18 protein-coding genes are annotated in these 19768 nt (G+C 71.9%); 10 read left to right on the plus strand and 8 right to left on the minus strand.

The annotated features are described in order from the left end of the window. Positions 1 to 173 precede the first annotated feature (173 nt). The gene (locus C8E87_RS05095) at positions 174 to 2627 is read left to right on the plus strand and encodes an FG-GAP-like repeat-containing protein (protein ID WP_133872010.1); all 2454 of its coding nucleotides are present in this window, start codon (positions 174 to 176) and stop codon (positions 2625 to 2627) included. A 437-nt stretch (positions 2628 to 3064) separates the two neighbouring features. Here C8E87_RS05095 and C8E87_RS05100 read toward each other — a convergent pair whose 3' ends face one another. Then, complete coding sequence (locus tag C8E87_RS05100) at positions 3065 to 4033, minus strand: SDR family NAD(P)-dependent oxidoreductase (protein WP_166661089.1); 969 nt, start codon at positions 4031 to 4033, stop codon at positions 3065 to 3067. 143 nt (positions 4034 to 4176) lie between these two features. Between C8E87_RS05100 and C8E87_RS05105 the strand changes: the two genes are divergently transcribed. Genes C8E87_RS05105 through C8E87_RS05120 form a run of 4 tightly spaced genes read left to right on the plus strand, consistent with a single transcriptional unit; the run spans position 4177 to position 10380 of the window. Then, a complete protein-coding gene (locus C8E87_RS05105; RefSeq protein ID WP_133872012.1) occupies positions 4177 to 5625 on the plus strand; it encodes an aldehyde dehydrogenase family protein in 1449 nt (482 codons plus the stop codon). Beyond that, positions 5622 to 7430, plus strand: a complete 1809-nt coding sequence (locus C8E87_RS05110) for a class I adenylate-forming enzyme family protein (protein ID WP_166661090.1) — start codon at positions 5622 to 5624, stop codon at positions 7428 to 7430. Before C8E87_RS05105 ends, C8E87_RS05110 begins: the two co-directional genes overlap by 4 nt. Beyond that, a complete protein-coding gene (locus C8E87_RS05115) occupies positions 7427 to 9607 on the plus strand; it encodes a CaiB/BaiF CoA-transferase family protein (RefSeq protein WP_133872014.1) in 2181 nt (726 codons plus the stop codon). Before C8E87_RS05110 ends, C8E87_RS05115 begins: the two co-directional genes overlap by 4 nt. 5 nt (positions 9608 to 9612) lie before the next feature. Further along, entirely contained in the window at positions 9613 to 10380 is a 768-nt protein-coding gene (locus C8E87_RS05120; RefSeq protein ID WP_133876631.1) for an enoyl-CoA hydratase/isomerase family protein, read from the plus strand. A gap of 257 nt (positions 10381 to 10637) precedes the next feature. Here C8E87_RS05120 and C8E87_RS05125 read toward each other — a convergent pair whose 3' ends face one another. From C8E87_RS05125 to C8E87_RS05140, 4 genes are read right to left on the minus strand one after another with little or no spacing between them, the layout of a single operon-like run. Beyond that, the gene (locus C8E87_RS05125) at positions 10638 to 10988 is read right to left on the minus strand and encodes a nuclear transport factor 2 family protein (RefSeq protein ID WP_133872015.1); all 351 of its coding nucleotides are present in this window, start codon (positions 10986 to 10988) and stop codon (positions 10638 to 10640) included. Continuing rightward, on the minus strand, positions 10985 to 11407 hold the full coding sequence (locus tag C8E87_RS05130; protein ID WP_239080258.1) for an SRPBCC family protein: 423 nt from the start codon (positions 11405 to 11407) through the stop codon (positions 10985 to 10987). The genes C8E87_RS05125 and C8E87_RS05130 overlap by 4 nt, the downstream gene beginning before the upstream one ends. Next, complete coding sequence (locus C8E87_RS05135) at positions 11404 to 11712, minus strand: ArsR/SmtB family transcription factor (protein WP_133872017.1); 309 nt, start codon at positions 11710 to 11712, stop codon at positions 11404 to 11406. The genes C8E87_RS05130 and C8E87_RS05135 overlap by 4 nt, the downstream gene beginning before the upstream one ends. A gap of 9 nt (positions 11713 to 11721) precedes the next feature. Continuing rightward, the gene (locus tag C8E87_RS05140; RefSeq protein ID WP_133872018.1) at positions 11722 to 12729 is read right to left on the minus strand and encodes a glycoside hydrolase family 113 protein; all 1008 of its coding nucleotides are present in this window, start codon (positions 12727 to 12729) and stop codon (positions 11722 to 11724) included. 60 nt (positions 12730 to 12789) lie between these two features. Here C8E87_RS05140 and C8E87_RS05145 point away from each other — a divergent pair, with 60 nt between their 5' ends. Further along, the gene (locus tag C8E87_RS05145; RefSeq protein WP_203720675.1) at positions 12790 to 13464 is read left to right on the plus strand and encodes a TetR/AcrR family transcriptional regulator; all 675 of its coding nucleotides are present in this window, start codon (positions 12790 to 12792) and stop codon (positions 13462 to 13464) included. Here C8E87_RS05145 and C8E87_RS05150 read toward each other — a convergent pair. Next, the gene (locus tag C8E87_RS05150; RefSeq protein ID WP_203720674.1) at positions 13448 to 13882 is read right to left on the minus strand and encodes a universal stress protein; all 435 of its coding nucleotides are present in this window, start codon (positions 13880 to 13882) and stop codon (positions 13448 to 13450) included. The genes C8E87_RS05145 and C8E87_RS05150 overlap by 17 nt on opposite strands. Positions 13883 to 13973: 91 nt before the next feature. On the opposite strand from C8E87_RS05150, the gene C8E87_RS05155 reads away from it, so the two are divergent. Beyond that, the gene (locus tag C8E87_RS05155; protein ID WP_133872020.1) at positions 13974 to 14558 is read left to right on the plus strand and encodes a TetR/AcrR family transcriptional regulator; all 585 of its coding nucleotides are present in this window, start codon (positions 13974 to 13976) and stop codon (positions 14556 to 14558) included. Here C8E87_RS05155 and C8E87_RS05160 read toward each other — a convergent pair. After that, positions 14551 to 15051: a putative immunity protein gene (locus C8E87_RS05160; protein WP_133872021.1), complete on the minus strand. Its 501-nt coding sequence runs from the start codon at positions 15049 to 15051 to the stop codon at positions 14551 to 14553. The two genes, C8E87_RS05155 and C8E87_RS05160, sit on opposite strands and share 8 nt — an antisense overlap. A 59-nt stretch (positions 15052 to 15110) precedes the next feature. On the opposite strand from C8E87_RS05160, the gene C8E87_RS05165 reads away from it, so the two are divergent. Next, positions 15111 to 15917: an SDR family NAD(P)-dependent oxidoreductase gene (locus tag C8E87_RS05165; RefSeq protein WP_133872022.1), complete on the plus strand. Its 807-nt coding sequence runs from the start codon at positions 15111 to 15113 to the stop codon at positions 15915 to 15917. A 51-nt stretch (positions 15918 to 15968) separates the two neighbouring features. Here C8E87_RS05165 and C8E87_RS05170 read toward each other — a convergent pair whose 3' ends face one another. Beyond that, positions 15969 to 17153 carry a zinc-dependent alcohol dehydrogenase gene (locus C8E87_RS05170; RefSeq protein WP_133872023.1) on the minus strand — a complete coding sequence of 395 codons (1185 nt, stop codon included), beginning with the start codon at positions 17151 to 17153 and terminating at the stop codon, positions 15969 to 15971. Positions 17154 to 17197: 44 nt separating this feature from the next. Here C8E87_RS05170 and C8E87_RS05175 point away from each other — a divergent pair, with 44 nt between their 5' ends. Together C8E87_RS05175 and C8E87_RS05180 are read left to right on the plus strand one after the other, a co-directional pair. Next, positions 17198 to 18145, plus strand: coding sequence for an SDR family NAD(P)-dependent oxidoreductase (locus C8E87_RS05175; RefSeq protein ID WP_166661091.1), 948 nt, complete (start codon positions 17198 to 17200; stop codon positions 18143 to 18145). Between the two features lie 84 nt (positions 18146 to 18229). Beyond that, positions 18230 to 19660, plus strand: coding sequence for an aldehyde dehydrogenase family protein (locus C8E87_RS05180; RefSeq protein WP_133872024.1), 1431 nt, complete (start codon positions 18230 to 18232; stop codon positions 19658 to 19660). Positions 19661 to 19768: the final 108 nt, after the last annotated feature.

Genomic DNA, 19768 nt, shown 5'->3' on the forward strand with positions numbered 1-19768 from the left:
CGTCGGCACCCCGTTCGTCACCGGCCTCGACACGCGGAAAACCGGGTCCGGCGCGAGCGTTCGAAGCGGTGAGACACGGGCGATGCGCGCGGGGCATCCTCACGGCAGTCGATCCGTTACCCTCTCCCCCGAATCGATTTCGATCGAACTTCACACGGGGGAACACCGACTTCATGCTGCCCAAAAGACTTCTCGCCGCCGGGATCGTGGCGACCTTCCTGGTCGTTACGCCGGCCGTGGCGCAGGCCGCGCCCCGGCCCGTGACCGCGACGCAGGCCGCGAGCCAGGCCACGTACGAGCAGAAACTCGCCGTGGCGATCAAGTTCGGCCGGGGCGACGACTTCGCCCTGATCGAGAAGACCGACCGTGACTTCGTCATCGCGATCTGGAACCACGTCAAGACCGACAGCGACCACCTCGAAGTGCGTGCCGCCGCCGAGCTGGCCTTCTCGGAGGACGTGGAGAGCGCTGCCGCATACGACTTCATCGTCACCGGGGTGTTCGCCGCTTTCGACCGGGACGTCGCCCGCGAGCGGCAGGAGGCCGAGGCGAAGCGGCAGAGCGACCTGGCCCGCAGCGCGGCCGCGGCCGGCATCGACGTGGTCGCCGACGCCGCCCTGCTCAACGGGAGCGACGCGGACTTCGTACGGCTGATCTGGGAAAGGCTCGTCGACGACGCCAAGTGGCCCAAGGTCAAGGCGGCCGCCCGTGCCGCCCGTGACGGCAGCGACGAGGACCGCCGCGTCTTCATCGCGACCGGGATGGCCGACGCCGCCCGGCAGGACGTCGACGACCGGATCGCCGCGGACGACGCCAAGACCGAGGCCGAGAAAGCGGCGGAACGGGCCCGCGCGGCCAAGAAGCTGGCCGCCAACCGCATCGGCATGACGGTCACCGACCAGCTGCTCGGCCTGCCCGACCGCGACTTCGTCACCGAGGTGTGGAACTTCGCCGCCGACGGCACCGAGGTGCAGGCCGCAGCCGTCGCCGCCGCGCGCAGCCTCGACCCGGCCGTGTGGAAGGCGTTCATCGAGACCGGTGTCCACGCCGCCAAGGACCGTGACATCGCGATCGCGCTCGAGCGTGCCCACCAGGCCGACCGGGCCCTCGCCCTGCAGATCAAGGCGGCCGCCACCACCAACGGCGACAACAACCTGGCCTGGTGGGCGGCCAAGGCGCTGGCCGGCACACCGGCAGAGCTCAACGACTTCGTCCGGGCAGGGCAGTTCGACCTCGACCTGGCGACCGGGTTCGAGACGGCCGACGTGCAGCCGACCACCCCGGTCAGCGGCAGCATCGACGGCGTCACCACGCCCACGGTTGCGGTGGCGTCCGGGGCCGGTCACACGGGGACGTCGGCGCTCGTCTACTCCGGCGCCGACGTCAACACCCTCACCTCGTACGCGTATCTCAAGTCGATGACCGTGAGCCGGATCGCGGTCAAGCCGTCGACGACGCTGTCATACTGGATCCGGCCACAGAGCACGGCCACCCGTCCCGAGGTGAAGACCCGCAACAGCACCTGCGTCTCGATCGACCTGGTGTTCAGCGACGGCAGCACGCTGCGCGACTCGGGCCTGACCGACCAGCGCGGCACCCGCGTCCACCCCGCCCAGCAGTGCAGCAAGATCGTCGCGGACCGCTGGAACCAGGTGGTCGTGCCGCTCGGCAGCCTCCGCGACAGGCAGATCACCACGGTCGTCGTCGGCTACGACCAGCCGCGCAACGCGGGCGGATTCCGCGGCCTCATCGACGACCTGACCATCACCGACCAGCCGGTCGAGATCACCGACCCGGGTTTCGAGCCGGTCGACTACCCGCTCGACGCGTGGCGCAACGACTTCAACAGCGACGGCTGGGCCGACGTGATCGCCCGCAACCCGGCCGGCGAGCTCAAGTACTACCGGGGCAACGGCAAGGGCTCGTGGATCGACCCGTCGACCAACATCCAGATCGGCACCGGATTCCAGACCTACAACCACATCTTCCCGGTCGGCGACTTCACCGGCGACGGCGTTCTCGACGTGGCCGCCCGCAACGCCGCCGGCGAGCTGAAGCTGTACCGGGGCAACGGCAGGGGCGGCTGGTCCAACGGCGGCTCGCCCAACGCCATCGGCGTCGGCTGGAACAGCTTCACAGCGGTCTTCTCCCCGGGCGACTTCAACGGCGACGGCCACACCGACGTGATCACCCGGAACGCGGCCGGCGAACTGCTGCTCTACCGCGGCGACGGCAAGGGCGCCTGGATCGACGGCTCCACCAACATCAAGATCGGTTCGGGCTGGAACAGGTTCACCCTGATCTTCTCGCCCGGCGACTTCACCGGCGACGGCTTCACCGACGTCATCGGCCGCACCTCGGCGGGCGAACTGCACCTGTACCGCGGCAACGGCAAGGGCGGCTGGCTCAACGGCACCGACCCCGACGTCGTCGGCACCAGCTTCAACAGCTTCAACCAGATCTTCTCCCCCGGCGACTTCACCGGCGACGGCTTCACCGACGTCATCGGCCGCAACGCCGCCGGCGAGCTCAAGCTCTACCGAGGCAACGGCAAGGGCAGCTGGATCGACCCCTCCACCAACATCACCATCGGCACCGGCTGGAACCAGTTCAACCTGATCTTCTGATACCTCAGGTCGAAGGCCCCTTTTCCCGTACGCGGGGAAGGGGCCTCTGCCATGTGCCGGGTCTCGCGGTGTCCGGCTCAATGGCCGAGATCACGGCCCACTTTGCGCGGGCCTGTAAACAAAGCCCCGCTTCGCGCAGCGTCCAGGACCGAACCCGCCCCGGCTTCAAAAACCGTCCGCCGGCCCAAGCCGCCCCCTTTGCGCAGCGCCCGCATACCCGATTCGCTCGCTTGTGCAGCACTCGCGCTCGTTCGTGGGCCGACGCCGACGCACCAGCACAAGATCGGCCGCCGGTGCGCGTTTTCCACATTCGAGGGTTGTCCACCGGACGGCCCTCGAACATCCGCAAAGATCAGCCGCGCCCGATAAAATGGCTGAGGGCGGGGGTCCCCCGGTTGGGGCGGGCCCCTGGCTTCTGGGCGTGGGTTGCTCAACTGCTACTGAGCGGTGTAGCCGCCGTCCACATGCCATGTGCTGCCTGTGGTGAAGCTGCCGGCCGGGTCCAGCAGGCAGAGCACCGCGTGGGCTACCTCGTCCGGCGTGCCCCAGCGGGCGAGCGGCACCTTGGCGGTGAAAGCGGCCTGCGCGGCGGCGTCGGTGGCGGCATCGTTGGCGTTCATGGGGGTGCGGATCGGGCCGGGGGCGACGCAGTTGACCGTTATGCCGGTGCCGGCCAGTTCCAGGGCCAGGGAACGAGTCAGGGCGGCGACAGCGGCTTTGGTGGCGGCGTAGCCGGCGCGTTCGGGGGCGCCGGTGGAGCCGAGGACCGAGCCGATCGTGACGATGCGGCCGTGGCCGCGGGCGGTCATGCCGGGGGCGACGGCGCGGATGGCCTGCCAGGTGCCGAGCACGTTGGTTTCCCAGGCGGCTCGGAAGTCGGCGTCGGAGAGCGTCTCCAGACTGCCCCGGGCCAGTCGCCCGGCGGCGGTGACCAGGCCGTCGACCGCACCCCAGCGGCGTTCGGCCTCGCTGACCAGGGCGGACAGGGCTTCGGGGTCGGTCGTGTCGCCCGGAACGGCCAGTACGCTGCCGCCGGCCGTGTCGCCGCGAGCCGGGATCGTCCCCTTGGCCGCGTCGCCGCGGGTGGTGAGCACGCCGTCCGCCACGTCGCCGCGAGCCGGCAGCGCGCCGTTGATCACGTCGCCGCGAGCCGGCAGCACGCCGCTGATCACGTCGCCGCGAGCCGGCAGCACGCCGCTGATCACGTCGCCGTGAGCTGGGAGCACGCCGTGAGCTGGGAGCGCGCCGCTGCTGGGTAGCGCGCTGTAGGTCAGGGCCACCCGGGCGGCCTCGCAGCGGGCGGCGTCGCGGCCCAGGAGGGCAACTGGGCGGCCCCGGGCGATCAGGGCCGAAGCCACCGCCAAGCCGATGCCGCTCGTTCCACCGGTGATCACCACAGCTCCCATGCGGCCACCCTGCCCAACCCGCGCCGGGTGGGCCATCCGAGCGGTCCGGTGGGCGGTCCGATCGCGTTGACCCTGGTCGGGGGTCGTTCGATGCTCGGGGCCTCGGTGGCGCGGCGGGCGTGCCGCCGGTGAGGGAGGGCACCGTGGCGGAACAGCTGTTGATCGGCGGGGAGTGGGTTCCGGCGGCGTCGGGGCAGGTCAGTGAGACCTTCGACCCAGCCGGCGGGACGAAGCTGGCCGACTTCGCCGAGGCGGGCAGCGCCGACGTGGACGCCGCGGTGGGCGCGGCTCGGGCCGCGTTCGAGGATCCGGCCTGGCGTGATCTGAGCCCGGACGGGCGGGGGCGGCTGCTCTGGAAGGTGGCCGACCTGATCGAACGGGACGCCGCCGCGCTGGCCGAGCTGGAGACACGCGACCAGGGCATGCCGATCGCGCTGACCACGAACGTCAACGTGACGCTGGCGGCGCAGGTGTTCCGGTACTACGCGGGCTGGGCCACGAAGATCGAGGGCAAGCTGTCGTCGGTTTCGGTGCCGGACACGCTGCACTACACGCGGCGCGAGCCGCTCGGGGTGGTCGGGCTGATCACGCCGTGGAACTTCCCGTTCGCGATCGCCGCGTGGAAGCTGGCGCCGGCCCTGGCCACCGGCAACACCGTGGTGCTGAAGCCGGCCGAGCAGACCCCGCTGAGCACGCTCAAGCTGGGCGCCCTGTGCCTCGAGGCGGGCATCCCGGCCGGGGTCGTGAACGTGCTGACCGGCGGGCCCGAGGCCGGCAAGGCGCTGGTGGCGCACCGCGGCGTCAACAAGATCTCGTTCACCGGGTCGACCGAGGTGGGGCAGCAGATCGCCGGCGCGGCCGCGGCCGACCTGAAGCGGGTCAGCTTGGAGCTGGGCGGCAAGGCGCCGAGCATCATCACCCGGGGCGCCGACATCGACGCGGCCGTGGCCGGCAACCTGCAGGGGGCGCTGTTCAACACCGGGCAGGCGTGCGGCGCGTACACCCGGTTCTACGTCGACGCCGAGCGGGCCGACGAGTTCACCGAGAAGATCGCGGCCGCCGCGCAGACCCTCAAGATCGGGCCGGGGCTGGACTTCGACACGGTGCTGGGCCCGCTGGTCTCGCAGGAACACCTCGACCGGGTCACCGGCTACGTCGACGGCGGCGTCGAGCAGGGCGCCCAGCTGGTCACCGGCGGCAAGCGCGCCTCCGGGCCGGGCCTGGACGACGGCTACTTCTTCACCCCGACCGTCTTTTCCGGCGTACGGGACGACATGACCATCGCCCGTGAGGAGATCTTCGGCCCGGTGCTGTCGATCTTCAGCTACGAGGACGAGGACGAGGTCGTCGCGCGGGCCAACGACACCGACTACGGCCTGGCCGCGGTGCTGTGGACGCAGGACCTCACGTCGGCGCACCGGCTGGCCGCCCGCATCCACGCCGGCACCGTTTTCGTCAACCAGCTGCCGCTGATCGACCCGGGCGCGCCGTGGGGCGGGTTCGGCCTGTCCGGATGGGGCCGCGAGATGGGCACGTACGCGCTGGACGAGTTCACCGAGACCAAGGGCGTATGGGTCAACCTGGCCCGATGACCGGTGTGACCGGGCGGCCCGAGACGCTGGTCGACGTCCTGACCCGCCGTGCCGAGGACGACCCCGCCGCCGTGGTGGCGACGTTCCTGGGCGCGGGCAGCATCACGGCCGGTGAGCTGCTGGGCGGGGCGGAACGGATCGCCCGGCAGTTGTCCTCGCCCCGGCTCGGGCTCGGCCCGCAAGCACCGGTGCTCACCTGCCTGCGCCCCGGCGCCGCCCTCGCACAAGTCGTCGCGGGTGTGGCCCGGGCCGGGCGTGTCGAGGTCCCCGTCGCCCTCGACACGCCCGGAGGCAGGCCATTCGGCACGAACGCCCTGGTCACGAACACCCTCGTCACGTCCGAAGGCAGGCGGCAGCACGGAGGCGGGACACGCGACACGAACGTTTTCGACACGCCCGGAGGCGGGGCGCGGACCGGAGGCGAGCCGCGCGCTGCCATAGCGCTGCTCGGCACTGCCGCGCTGGCCGCCAACCCGTCCCTGGCCACCCTGGCCGAGGTCGTGTACACGGTGGACGACGGCGGCGGTCCGGGCACTCTCGACGACCTGCCCCAGGGTCCGCTCCCCCGTCTCCCGGAACCGGGCGATCCCGCGCTCGTGCTGAGCACGTCCGGCACCACCGGACGGCCCAAGGGTGTGCTGCTGCCGCATTTCGCCGGGGTGCGGCACGCACGGCGGGTCAGTGACTCGCTGCGATACGGCCCTGATGACGTTCTGTACAACGCCTTCCCATGGAACCACGTCAACATCCGGCACACCGGCCTGCTCGCCGCTCTGGTCAGCGGCGCACGGCTGCTGGCAGTGCCACGGTTCTCCGCGTCGGCCTTCTGGACCATCTGCCGGGACGAGGGAGTGACCGCGTTCAACTTCATGGGTGCGGTCGCGGCGATCCTCCTGCGTACGGCGAACGATGACGGTGGGCATCGGGTCACCCGGGCCTACGGTGGTCCGGCCCCGCGCCGGCTGGTGGAGCAGTTCCGGTCCCGCTTCGGCGTCCAGCTGATCGAGGCGTACGCGTGCACCGAGCTCGGCGACGTCACCTCCAACCGCATCGGGGACGTCACGCCGGGCACGGCCGGAAAACCGCTTCCCGAGTACGAGGTCACGCTGCGCGACGCCGACGGGAGGCCCGTGCCGCCGGGTGAGGTGGGTGGCATCACGGTCCGGCCCCGGCACCGGCACATCAGCACCCTGGGTTACGCCGGGGTGCCCGGCAAACCGCCGGAGTGGATCACGACCGGGGATCTGGGACGGTTCGACGAGGGCGGGCGGCTGGTCTTCTGCGGTCGGCACTCCGACGTTGTCCGGCGCCGCGGCGAGAACATCTCGGCGTGGGACGTGGAGTCGGCCGTTGCCGCCATGCCCGGCGTACGGGAAGCAGCCGCGGTAGGGGTCAGCTCCGAGTTCACGGAGGAGGACCTGCTCGTCGCGGTGGCCCCAGCAGCCGGAGCAACACCGGGACAGACACACGCAGCCGGCAGAACGCCGGACCAGACACACGCAGCCGGCGCCACACCGGAAGAGACACGCGCGGCCGGCGCGACGCCGGTCCGGACGCACCCGCCCGAAGCGGCGCCGGACCACACCCACGCCGCCGGGTTGACCCCCGAGCGGGTGCACGCGTGGTGCCGCGAAAACCTGCCCCGCCACGCCTGGCCCCGCTACATCACCGTCCTGGAGTCGTTGCCCCGCAACGGTTCCGGCAAAGTCAGCAAACCCGCCCTGCGCGACCCGGCCGTGGTGGCCGCGGCCGCTGACCTCGAGCACCTGAGGCGTACGGCGTCGACTGGAAAGGATCCGCAGTGAAAGTCCTGGACTTGACCGACGAGCTCGGCGCCGCAGCGATACGTGCCCTCATAGGACTGGGCGCCGACGTCGTACGGGTTCCCGGCAGTGGCCCGGCCGACCGAGCCGCCGCCCTGCACTGGTACGCGGGCACGAAAACGGCGGCAACCGGCGACCTCGACGCGCTGGCCGCCGAAGCCGACGTGATCGTGGAGAGCGGCCCGGTCGCCAAGCTGCGCGGCCTCACCAAGGACGGCGAGTCCCGCTGGCCCGGCCTCGTCCACGTCGTGGTGACCTCGTTCGGCCTGACCGGCCCGCGCCGCGACTGGCTGGCCGACGACCTGATCGCGGCGTCCGCGGGTGGCATGACCTGGCTCGGCGGCCGCCCCGACGGGCCGCCCAAACCGCCGCCGCGCGAGTCGGCGCTGCAGGTCGCGGGCGCGCACGCGGCGATCGGCGCCTGCCTGGGCCTGATCGCGAGGGACCGGGACGGCGCCGGCCAGCTGATCGACGTGTCCGCGCAGGAAGCGGTGGCGGCCACGCTCGAGACCGGCGCGATCGCCTGGATCCACGGGGGCGCGTTCCCCCGGCGTACGGGCGGAATCTACGGCCATGTCGCGCACCGCGTGTTCCGGGCCGCCGACGGGCACGCCGCCGGTGGCTACTCGGGCAGCAACCGCATGTGGACCGATCTGCTGGCGTGGATGGCCGAGGCGGGTGAGGCGGAGGACCTGACCGACGAGAAGTACGCCGACGCCGTGTACCGCTGGAACTCCCGCCCCCACGTGGACGAGGTCGTGGCCCGGTTCGCGTCCCGGCGTACGGCGAGAACGCTCGGTGAGCAGGGACGGCGGCGCGCCTTGCCGTGGGCCGAGGTGAGCCGGGCCGACCAGCTCGCCGAGAACCCGCAGCTGCGGTCGCGTGACTTCTTCATCGACGTGGACGGGTTCACCGACGTCGGTTACGCCGTCAAGCTGCCCGCCTCCGAGCCGGGTTCGAAGACGTGGCGGACCGGTCGTACGGGTGAGCCGGCGCTGACCGGGTTGCGGGTGCTCGACCTGACGTGGGTGCTTGCCGGCCCGTACGCGACCCGTCAGCTCGCCGACCACGGCGCCGACGTCATCAAGGTGGAGTCGGCACACCGGCAGGACCCGACCCGGTTCGCGCCCTCGATGCGGCTGCGGCCCGGCGCCTCACACGACGACGGCGGCTACTTCCTCAACTTCAACCGGGGCAAACGCTCGATCGCCGTGAACATGCGCACCCCCGAGGGCCAGGACGTCGTCCGCCGGCTCGCCGCGCGGTGCGATGTCGTCATCGACAACTACAGCCCCGGCACGACGGCCAGGTGGGGCCTCGACCACGAGTCACTGAGCAAGGTGAACCCTGGCGTCATCACGGTGTCGATGTCCGGGGTCGGGCAGGACGGGCCGTGGCGCAACGCGGTCACGTTCGCCGACACCCTGGCTGCGATGTCCGGGCTCACACACGAGACGGCCGACCCGGGCGGCGACCCGCAGGGGCTCACGTTCGGGCTGGGCGACATGGTGGCCGCCAACGCCGCCGTGCTGGCGATCGTGGCGCTGCTGCGGGAAAGGCGCGGCGGTTTCGTCGACCTGTCGCAGCTCGAGGCGATGGCCGCGTCGATGGGGCCGGCCGTGCTGGAGCAGCAGCTGGGCACGGTTCCGGCCGGGGCCACGCCGGCCTGGCCGCACCGGCTGGCCCACCGCTGCCCGCACGGCGTCTACCCGGCGCTGGGCGAGGACCGGTGGGTCGCCGTCGCGGTGCTCGACGACGAGCAGTGGCGGACTCTCGCGCGGCTCACCGGCGTCCGGGAAACCGGTTTTGACCTGGCCGAACGCAAGGCCGACGAGGATCGCATCGACGCCGAGCTGGCCGCCTGGACCCGCACGCGGGGCGCCGCGGAGACGGCGGAGCTGCTGCAGTCGCACGGCATCCCGGCCGCGGTGGTGAGCAACGGCGAGGACCTGACCGATCTCGATCCCCAGCTGGCCGCGCGCGGTTTCTATCCGGTGCTGCGGCACCCGCTCGCCGGCGAGGTCAAGCACGAGGGCAGCGTCCTCAGGCTTTCCCGTACGCCGGCACGGGTCGACCGTCCGGCGCCGCTGCTGGGCGAGCACACCCACGCCGTCCTGACCGAGTTCGGCATCACCGCCGACCCGACCGTCCTGGAGTGACACCGATGACCTTCCTCAACGTCGACGTGGCGGCCGGGGTCGCCACCGTGGTGATCGACCGCCCGCCCGCCAACGCCGTCAACCCCGCTCTCATCGAGGAATTCCTGACCGTCGTCCCCGCCCTGGCCGACGACCCCTCCGTACGCGTCATCGTGCTCACCGGCGTCGGCCGCTTCTTCATCGCCGGCGCCGACATCGCGGTGATGCGGGACCTGTCGCTCGCCAACCACGTGCGCATGCGCCGTTGGATCGAGGTGCAGCGCCTGCTCGAACTCGCCCCCAAACCGGTGATCGCCGCCCTCAACGGCCACACCCTGGGCGGCGGCGCCGAACTGTCCCTCGCCTGCGACCTGCGCCTGGCCGCCGAGTCGGCCACGGTCGGCTTCCCCGAGATGCAACTGGGCCTGTTCCCCGGCGCGGGCGGCAGTCAGCGATTGCCCCGCCTGCTCGGCCTGCACCGCGCCAGACTGCTGATGATCGAGGGCCGCCGCCTGTCCGCCGCCGAGGCCCTGTCGCTCGGTCTCATCGACGAGGTCCTGCCCGACGCGGGTTTCGCCGAGGCGGTCGCCGCACGTGCCGCCGCTTGGGCCGCCAAGCCCACAGCCACGATCGGCCTGCTCAAAACCTCGATGCTGAAGGGCGCGCCGCTGGACATGGAGGGCGCGATGGCTGTCGAGTGGGAGGCCGTCCAGCAGGTCCTCGCCGGCGAGGACGCGGCCGAGGGGCTGCAGTCGTTCCTGGACAAACGCAAACCGGTCTTCCGCGGCAAGTAACAGGTCAAGATCAAGAACCGGATGTCGTAGCGGGGTGGTGGGTTCGGACCGTCGCTCACGCCGAGGGCCCGGGCGGGTTTCGCAGGCCGCCGGCGCGTCCAGAACGCGAAACCCACCCGGGCGGCCTGAGTGAGTGGTCGCGCCCGAAAACCCGGTGCAGCCGCACGCTCACGGAGCACGTCCGGACCGCTGGAACCCGCCCGGGCCGGCCGCGCAGGTGGATGCGCCCGGCAGAAGGGCACCAGGCAGGGTCGGAGTCAAGGCAGCGGAACGACGTAGGAGTCGACGCGGGCGATCCGGCCGTCGCGGAAGGTGAAGACGTCGTTGAAGGCGAACCGGAACGGGCCGTGGCCGACGCTGACTCCGCGGCCCTCGCCGGTGGTGACGACGACCGCGCCGTCCTCGTAGACGCGCTGCACGTCGAGCGCCGGGCTGCCCTCGAAGGCCGGGTTCTCGATCTCGCTGTCGAACTCGGCCTTGCCGTGGGTGGTGCGGTGGCCGTGGATGACCCATTCGACGTCGTCGGTCAGGGTGGCGAGGATGCGCGGGTGGTCGCTCGACCGGAACCCTTCGAAGTAGTCGGCGACCAGGTTCTGCTGGGGTGTCATGGCTTCTCCAAGTGGGTGGCGAGGGCTTCGAGGATCGACGCGAGCCCGGCGTCCGCCTGGGCGGTGCGCAGCGAGGGCGGGAGGCCCCGCTGATGAACGGTGAGGTCGGTGCCGTCGCCGTCGGGGCGCAGGGTGACGGTGGTGCGCAGGCCGGTGAGCGGCTCGTCGAACACCAGCTCGCAGGGCTCGGTGACGCTGACATACACGAAACGCAGGCGGCGGCGTGCGGAAGGGCCGACGGTGTCGAGGGCGAACTCGCCGCCGGCGCGCAGGTCCACAGTCACCGATTCCGGGGGCACGGTGGCGTGCGAGCCACCCCAGAACGCGGCGATGCCGTCCGGCGTGGTGAAGGCCGCCCACACGCGCGACGGCGGAGCGGCCAGGCGGCGTACGGCAATGAGCTCGTCACCCCGGATCACGGCGCGAGGTGTTTCTCGAGGGTGTCGAGCCGGTCGTTCCAGGTGTGCCGTTGCTCGTCGATCCATGAGCCGAGCCGGGCCAGCTGCTCGGCCCGCAACCGGCACGGCCGCCGGGTGCCCTCGCGCCGCTGCTCGACCAGCCCGCACCGCCGCAGCACGCCGACGTGGTGCGAGATCGCCTGCTGGGTCAGTTCGAACGGCTCGGCCAGCTCGGTCACGGTGGCCTCCCCGTGGGCGAGCCGGCTCACCAGGGCCCGCCGCACCGGGTCGCCGAGCGCGGCGAACGCCGCATCCAGATCCGACATGCCGACACGCTAACACAAACGACTGTTTGTGGAAGGCTCGTATGCGGCGGCAACGGCGGCGAAGGCGGCCTTGGGCTCCCAGTGGCCGTCGTCGAAGACCTTGACGACGCCGAGGCTTGCCAGGTCCAGATCGTCGCGGGGGTCGCCGCCGGGGCGGTGCGGAAAGTTGTGCAGCGCGAACAGGTGGACGAACGTACTGTCGGCGCCGGCGTGATCGAAGATGCCGAGCATCTCGGTCAGGTATCGCGCCTGGCCGGGCTCGTCCCGCTCGTACGCGCCGTCGAGCCGCGCCGGGAGGCCGTCGTCGTACTCGACGATCTCCATGCTGCGCTGGGCCACGTCACCCGCCCCGCGCCACGTCGCGCACCCGAAACCGGTGACGGCGAGCGGCTTCGGCTGGGCGGCCAGATCCCGTACGGCGTCAGGGAACTGCTCGGCCACCTCGGCCGAGCGGATGAGCTCCAGCGTCACGAAGTCGAAGAGCTCCCAGTCGACGGCCTCGAACGGGATCGCGGCGTAGGTCACCTTGCCGCGGAAACGCTCGCGGACCTGCGGCACGGCGGCGCGCAGGAAACGGTCGAGCCGGTCGCGGGCCTCGGGCATGCGCCGCCGCGGGTCGGCGAACAAGTTCCCGACGCGGTCGCCGATGCCGTCGCCGTCGACGAGGCCGCGGATCATCAGGGTCAGCTCGACACCGGCCACGAACACGACCTCGGCCCCCGCGGCACGGATCCGTTCGGCCTGCTCGGCGCAGTCGCGGAACAGCGCCAGGGTCTCGTCGGTGGTCAGGTCCAGCGGGTACGGCGAGAACCAGATCTCCAGTCCCAGGGCGGCCGCGATGCCGGCGGCGAGCTCCAGCCGGGCCGGGTCGCCGCCGACCAGGTGCACGGCGGTGCAGTGCAGCTCGTCACGGATGACGCGCAGGTCACGCCGTACGGAGTCGGGGTCGAGGTGGTCGATGGAGGCGCGCCCGTTCTGGACGAACCCGGTGTCGTAGGCGATGCCCTTGGCTCTCATGCCTCCGGGAGGCTAGGCAAAATTTTGCGTGCACGCAAGTTTCGTGCGAGGCTGGGTCCCGTGAGCCTCCGTGAACGAAAGAAGCAGGCGACCCGGGCGGCGTTGAGCGCGGCGGCCCTGCGGCTCGCGCTGGAGCACGGCCCCGAGCACGTACGGGTGGACGACATCGCCGAGGCCGCCGGCGTCTCCCCGCGCACCTACAACAACTACTTCTCGAGCCGCGAACAGGCGATCGTGGCCGCCGTCACCGCTGACCGGACCGCCCGGCTCGTGACCGCGGTGACGTCGCGGCCACCCACCGTGGGCCTGGGTGACGCCGTCGTCGAGGCGGTGGCCGGCTCCTGCGCCGAGGAGGGCGGCCCGTCACCCCAGGCCCTCGCCATGATCACGGCGAGCCCGGCGCTGCGGGAGCACTACGCCGGCGCGCTCACGGCGGTGGAGGGGCCGGTCGAGGAGGCCATCCGTGAGCGGCGCCCGGGGGTCGATCCGCTGACCGCCCAGGTGCTCGCGGCCGCCGTGAGCGCTGCCGCCCGGGTCGCGCTGCAGCAGTGGCTGCGGTCAGTGAGCGTGCCGGCGGCGCTGCCGGGCTTCGTCGTCCCCTCCGGGTCGTTGCCCGATCTGGTGCGCGCGGCCCTGCTCCCCTTGCGCCCGGCCCTCGACGCCGCCGGCGGCCGTACGGGATCTGGCCCTTGCCCTGATGGGGTGGGCGGCGCTGCGGTCAGGGCACCACGGTGACCGGCCAGCGGCCGCAGCGCACCAGCTTCGAGCCCAGGGAGCCGGTGATGCGGTGCAGCGCCTGGACCGAGCGGCCCACGATGACGGCGTCGGCGCGCAGCTCGTGGGCGGTGTCGAGGATTTCGGCGTACGGCTCGCCGGTGCGCACGACCAGGTGGGCGTCGAGGTCGAGGTCGGCCAGGCGTTCGGCGAACATGGCGCGCAGCTCCTGCTCGACCGCGTCCTGCGTGTCGATCACCGTGGCAACGGCGCCGCCGGTGTCGGCCAGGGGCAGCAGGGCCGAGGGATGCGTACGCACGTAGAGCGCCACCAGTTTGCTGCCCTGGCGCCGGGCGAGGCCCGCGGCGTAGGCGGCCGCGCGCAGCGAGGACGTCGAACCGTCGATGCCCACCAGGATCGTTCCCGGCCCGTCCTTCATGGCCACACCTTTACTGAACGCTTGGTGTTCACTTAACCGCAGTGTATCGTGACGGTAACCGTTCAGCAATGCGCGATCAGGGGGCCCGCAGATGGTGAGCAGCGGGCGTCCCCGCGACCCCGAGGTCGACCGTCGCATCGCCCGCGCCGCGCTCGACCTGTTCGGCGACGCGGGGTGGGCCGGCTTCGCGATGGAGACGGTGGCCCGCCGGGCCGGGGTCGGCAAGGCGTCGCTCTATCTGCGCTGGAACAGCAAGGAAGCGCTGCTCACCGACGCCCTGACGGCGAGCCTGCCGCACGTCAGCGACGTCGACACCGGCACCCTGCACGGCGACCTGGTCGAGCTGGCCACCCAGGTCCTCGAGGTGTACGCGGGCCCGGCCGGCCGCGCCGCGCTGCGCCTGATGCTCGAGGCCGCCACCATTCCCGGCATCGCCGAGCACTACGGGGCCACCCGCAAGGCTCAGATCGAGGCCGCCCGCGGCATCGTGCGGCGTGGCATCGCCCGGGGTGAGCTGCCCGCCGCCACCTCGGTGACGCTGCTGCTCAACACGGTGATCGGCGGCGCCATGATGCACGCGCTGACCACCCAGGCCGACGGGGGCGCGGCGCCGGCCACCGACCCGGCCGTGCAGGCCCGCCGGCTGGTCGGCTTCCTGCTGACCACGGTCAGGTGAACACCGACCAGCAGATGTCGTTGCGCAGCCGCTGATCGTCGAGCACCAGCTCACGGATCGGCTCGGGCAGCCGTTCGCGCTGCCAGGCGCACTCCTGCCGACCGGCGTCCTCGCCCGCGTCGGCCTGAACCGCTTTGATCGCGTACGCGGCGGCGCCGAGCTCATGCGCGGCAACATGCGCCACGACGGCGGCCTGACCGGCGGCGTACGCGGCGTGCCGGGCCGCCCCGCGCAGGTCACGGGCCGCGCCCATGGCGTGGCCACCCCTCGCCCGGGTCTCCATCATCTTGAGCTCGCCGCGCACCCACGCCCGCGCGGCCTCGATCGCCTCGCGGGGCCGCGGATCGTCCGGCCGCGCCGCCTCGAACAGGCCGAGCACGTGCTCGGCACAGCCGGCGGCCCACAGCGCGAGCAGGTGATGACGTTCGTCGGTCAGGGTCCCGCCCCGGCGGATCGTGATGAACCGGGGGTCGCGGACCTTCGGCAGGATCACCGCTGCATCGTAGCCGCGGGCCCTCGGTTGAAACCGTCCCGAGCGGGCATGCGAAACCCATGACAACGTCGACGAATGCATTCGCGGTGGTGACCGGCGCTTCCAGCGGGATCGGGTTCGAGCTGGCCAAGCAGTTCGCCGAGCACGGCTACGACCTGATCATCTGCGCCGAGGACGAGGGCATCGAGCAGGCCGCGGCGAGTCTGCGCCGCGACGGGCAGAACCAGGTGACAGCCGTACGGGCTGACCTCGCGCACTACGAGGGCGTCGAGCACCTGTACGCGGCGATCGCGTCGACGGGCCGGCCCGTCGACGCGATCGCCCTCAACGCGGGGCGGGGCATCGGCGGCGACTTCGTGACGCAGACCGACCTGCGCGAGGAGCTCAATGTCATCGACGTCAACGTGACCTCGACGGTGCACCTGGCCAAGCGCGTGCTGCCCGGCATGGTGGCCCGCGACGCCGGTCAGGTGCTGTTCACGTCGTCGATCGCCTCGATGATGCCGGGCACCTACCAGGCCGTCTACAACGCGTCCAAGTCGTTCGTGCAGTCGTTCGCCGAGGCGCTGCGGGCAGAACTGAAGGACACCGGCGTCACCGTCACCTCGCTGATGCCCGGCCCGACCGACACCAACTTCTTCCACCGCGCCCAGATGGACGACACCAGGGTCGGCACGAGCGAGAAGGACGACCCGGCTGTGGTGGCCAAGCAGGGCTTCGAGGCCATGCTGAAGGACAAGGAAAAGGTCGTCGCGGGCTCGGTCAAGACCAAGGTGCAGGGTGCGGCGTCCAAGGTGATGCCGGACAAGCTCAAGGGCGAGATGCACCGCCGGATGGCCGAACCGGGCTCGGGCAGCGACCAGTAACAACAAACGACATCGGGCCCCCGCCGCGGCGGGGGCCCGATCCTTCGTTCGTCAGGGCTTCAGGACGACCTTGATGCAGCCGTCCTCCTTCCTCTTGAACATCTCGTACGCCTGCGGGGCCTCGTCGAGCGGGAGGCGGTGCGTGACCAGGTCGTCCACGCCCAGCGGGTCGGTGTCGCCGGTGAGCAGCGGCAGGATGTCGTCGACCCACTGCTTCACGTGGGCCTGGCCCATCCGCATCGTGACGCCCTTGTCGAACAGGTCCATCATCGGGAACGGGTCGGCCTCGCCCCCGTAAACACCGATGATCGAGATGGTGCCGGCCCGCCGTACGGAATCAAACGCCGTGCGCAGCGCGCCCATCCGGTCCACGCCGAACGTCTCCGTGGCCTTGCGGGCCAGCGGGTCGGGCAGCAGGCCGGCCGCCTTCATCGCGGCCGACTGGAACGGGGTGCCGTGCGCCTCCATGCCGACGGCCTCGATCACCGAGTCGGCGCCGCGGCCGCTGGTGGCGTCCCGTACGGCCGCGCCGATGTCGTCGATCTTGTCGAAGTCCAGCACCTCGATGCCGTGCCGCTCGGCCATGGCCAGCCGCTCGGGCACGTTGTCGACCGCCAGCACCCGGCCCGCGCCCAGGTGGCGGGCGATCCGGGCGGACATCTGACCGATCGGGCCGAGGCCGGTGACCAGCACGGTGCCGCCGGGCTCGATGTCGGCCCACTGGGCCGCCTGCCACGAGGTGGTCAGCACGTCGGACAGGAACAGGTAACGCTCGTCGGGGTGGCCGTCCGGCACCTTGATCGGCCCGAACTGGGCCTGCGGCACGCGCAGGTACTCGGCCTGGCCGCCGGGCACCTGCCCGTACAGCCTGGTGTAGCCGAACAGCGAGGCGCCCTTGCCCTGCTCCTTGACCTGGGTGGTCTCGCACTGCGCGAAGAAGCCCTTACGGCAGAACCAGCAGTGGCCGCACGAGATGTTGAACGGGATCACCACCCGGTCGCCGGGCTTGATGTGGGTGACCCCGGCGCCCACCTCCTCGACGATGCCCATCGGCTCGTGCCCGAGGATGTCCCCCGAGTCCAGGTACATGCCGAGCACGTCGTACAGGTGCAGGTCGGAACCGCAGATCGCGGTGGACGTGATCCGGATGATCGCGTCGGTCGGTTCCTGGATGACGGGGTCGGGAACGTTCTCCACGGCGACTTTGCCGGTGCCTTGCCAGGTGAGTGCTCGCATGCCGACCCGGATACCCGGGCCGCGGACGGGTATGCAGAGCGACCATGAGTTCACGGGTGGTGGTGGTGACCGGCGCGTCCAGCGGCATCGGGCGGGCGGCGGCGGTGGCGTTCGCCCGGCGCGGGGACCGGGTCGTGCTGGCGGCGCGCGGGCGGGAGGACCTGGAGGCGGTCGCCGCGGAATGCGGGAACGGGGCCATGGTCGTCCCGGCCGACGTGACGCACCGCGACGAGCTGTCGGCGCTGGCGCGGGCAGCGGTGGAGCGCCACGGACGCATCGACGTCTGGGTCGACACCGCGGCCGTCATGGCGTACGGGAAATTCGAGGATCTGCCTCCCGAGGTGTTCGACCGTGTGATCGCCACCGACCTGCTCGGCCCCGCGAACGTCGCCCGCACCGCGCTGCGGCAGTTCCGCGCCCAGGGCCACGGCACGCTGATCCTGGCCGGCTCGGTGCTGGCCCACGTCGCCGTGCCGTACGTGGGGGCCTATGTGACCGCGAAGTGGGGCGCTCGCGGGCTGGCCCGGATCCTGCGGCAGGAGACCCGCGACGCCAAGGACATCCACGTGTGCGCGGTGGCGCCGGGCAGCGTCGACACCCCGATCTACACCGGCGCGGCCAACTACGCCGGGTTCGTGGGCCGTCCGCCGCCGCCGGTGGACTCCGCCGCCCGGGTCGGCGCGCGCATCGCGAAACTGGCCGGCAAGCCCCGTGCGGAGGCCTCCGTGGGCGCCACCAACCGGCTCATCCAGTTCGGCTTCACCGCCATGCCCCCGCTGTACGACGCGCTGGCCGGGCCGCTGATGCGCTGGGGCGGCCTGAGCCGTCAGACGATCGAGCCGCACGACGGCAACGTGTACGTCTCGCGGCCACGCACCGAAGGCGGACCGGGACGATGGGGGCGGGTTGCTGTGGGTGCGGCGGTTCTGGTTCCTGTGGCGACGGCAGGGTTCGCCGCGCAACTGATCAGGCGCGGCACGTACCGGAAATGATCCCGTCCGGCCGTTTCGCCCGGCCGCGGTCTGGGAGACGATGGTGGCCGCACACCGACCGGCTCCGCTTCGTGAGGAACAGTGATGAGTGCACTTGACGCTGCGGCCGCGGCCGCCCCCGTACTGGCCCAGATGCCCCCGTGGGAGCGCGCGCAGTTCCTGGTGGCGGCGGCCGACGCGCTGCTCGCCGCCGCCGACGAACTGGTCCCGCTCGCCGCCGAGGAGACCGGCCTGACCGAGCCCCGCCTGCGCGGCGAGATCAAACGGACAGCGGTGCAGCTCAAGCTTTTCGCCGAGGTCGCGGCCGCCGGCGACTACATGGCCGTACGCCTCGACGCCGCCGACCCGGACTTCGTCCTCGGCCCCCGGCCCGACCTGCGGCGCTACCTGGTGCCGCTGGGCCCCGTGCTCAACTTCGCGGCCAGCAACTTCCCGTTCGCGTTCTCCGTCGCGGGCGGCGACACCGCGTCCGCCCTGGCCGCCGGTTGCCCCGTGGTCGTCAAGGCGCACCCAGGACACCCCCGCCTGTCCGACCGTACGGCCCAGGTCCTGAACACCGTCCTGCCCGCCGGCGCCCTCGGCGTGATCCACGGCCAGGACGAAGGCGTCGCGGCGCTCAAGGACGAACGGATCACCGCGGCAGCCTTCACCGGCTCGCTCACCGCCGGCCGGGCCCTGGCTGCGATCGCCGCCGCCCGGCCCCGGCCCATCCCGTTCTACGGCGAACTGGGCAGCCTCAACCCGGTCGTCGTGACCCCCGGCGCGCTGGCCGAACGGTCCGCCGAGATCGTCAAAGGCTTCGCCGCCAGCGTCTCCGGTTCGGCCGGCCAACTGTGCACCAAACCCGGCCTGCTGTTCGTGCCGGGCGAGTTCGACGCCGCGGCCGCGTTCGACGGCGTCACCCCGCACCGGCTGCTGCACCCCGGCATCGCCGACGGCTACACCCACCGCCGCGACGAGGTGCTCGGCACCCCCGGCGTGACCGTGACGGTCGAAGGCTCGGTGACCGCCGGCGGCGTGACCCCCACCCTGGTCGAAACCGACCTGGCCACCCTCGTCAAGCACCGCGACACGCTGCTGCAGGAAGCGTTCGGGCCACTGTCGGTGGTGGTTCGCTACACCCCCGGCGAGCCGCTCGGCGCGGCCCTGACGGAGCTGGTCGAAGGCTCGCTGACGGCCGGCGTCCACGTGGCCGCGGGCGAGGACAGCCACTGGCTGCGCGAGCTGGTGACCGCCCTGCAGGCGCTGGCCGGCCGCGTGCTGTTCAACGGCTGGCCCACCGGTGTGGCGGTCACCCCGGCCATGCAGCACGGCGGCCCGTTCCCGGCCACCACCAACCCGACCACCACCTCGGTCGGCACCGCCTCGATCGAACGTTTCCTGCGCCCGGTCGTCTACCAGGACGCGCCGCCGTCCCTGCTGCCCGAGCCGCTGCGCGACGACAACCCGTGGAACGTGCCGCAGCTGCGCTCCCCCGCCGGCCAGTCCCCCACCTGGGGTTCCCTGGCCGGCTGACACCCCCGAGTTATCCACAATCCAGGGTTGTCCACAGGCCCCCCACCAAGATCGCTCCCCGCCTCTACACTGGCGAGGGCGGGGGTTCCCCCGGTGGGGCGGGCCCCT

Source organism: Paractinoplanes brasiliensis (assembly GCF_004362215.1).
GTDB lineage: Bacteria > Actinomycetota > Actinomycetes > Mycobacteriales > Micromonosporaceae > Actinoplanes > Actinoplanes brasiliensis.

Excerpts from the sequence above, each read along its gene's own strand:
- C8E87_RS05095 (WP_133872010.1), top strand. The coding sequence starts at position 174 with ATGCTGCCCAAAAGACTTCTCGCCGCCGGGATCGTGGCGACCTTCCTG.
- C8E87_RS05100 (WP_166661089.1), bottom strand. The coding sequence starts at position 4,033 with ATGGGAGCTGTGGTGATCACCGGTGGAACGAGCGGCATCGGCTTGGCG.
- C8E87_RS05110 (WP_166661090.1), top strand. The coding sequence starts at position 5,622 with ATGACCGGTGTGACCGGGCGGCCCGAGACGCTGGTCGACGTCCTGACC.
- C8E87_RS05120 (WP_133876631.1), top strand. The coding sequence starts at position 9,613 with ATGACCTTCCTCAACGTCGACGTGGCGGCCGGGGTCGCCACCGTGGTG.
- C8E87_RS05125 (WP_133872015.1), bottom strand. The coding sequence starts at position 10,988 with ATGACACCCCAGCAGAACCTGGTCGCCGACTACTTCGAAGGGTTCCGG.
- C8E87_RS05135 (WP_133872017.1), bottom strand. The coding sequence starts at position 11,712 with ATGTCGGATCTGGATGCGGCGTTCGCCGCGCTCGGCGACCCGGTGCGG.
- C8E87_RS05140 (WP_133872018.1), bottom strand. The coding sequence starts at position 12,729 with ATGAGAGCCAAGGGCATCGCCTACGACACCGGGTTCGTCCAGAACGGG.
- C8E87_RS05150 (WP_203720674.1), bottom strand. The coding sequence starts at position 13,882 with ATGAAGGACGGGCCGGGAACGATCCTGGTGGGCATCGACGGTTCGACG.
- C8E87_RS05155 (WP_133872020.1), top strand. The coding sequence starts at position 13,974 with ATGGTGAGCAGCGGGCGTCCCCGCGACCCCGAGGTCGACCGTCGCATC.
- C8E87_RS05165 (WP_133872022.1), top strand. The coding sequence starts at position 15,111 with ATGACAACGTCGACGAATGCATTCGCGGTGGTGACCGGCGCTTCCAGC.
- C8E87_RS05170 (WP_133872023.1), bottom strand. The coding sequence starts at position 17,153 with ATGCGAGCACTCACCTGGCAAGGCACCGGCAAAGTCGCCGTGGAGAAC.
- C8E87_RS05175 (WP_166661091.1), top strand. The coding sequence starts at position 17,198 with ATGAGTTCACGGGTGGTGGTGGTGACCGGCGCGTCCAGCGGCATCGGG.
- C8E87_RS05180 (WP_133872024.1), top strand. The coding sequence starts at position 18,230 with ATGAGTGCACTTGACGCTGCGGCCGCGGCCGCCCCCGTACTGGCCCAG.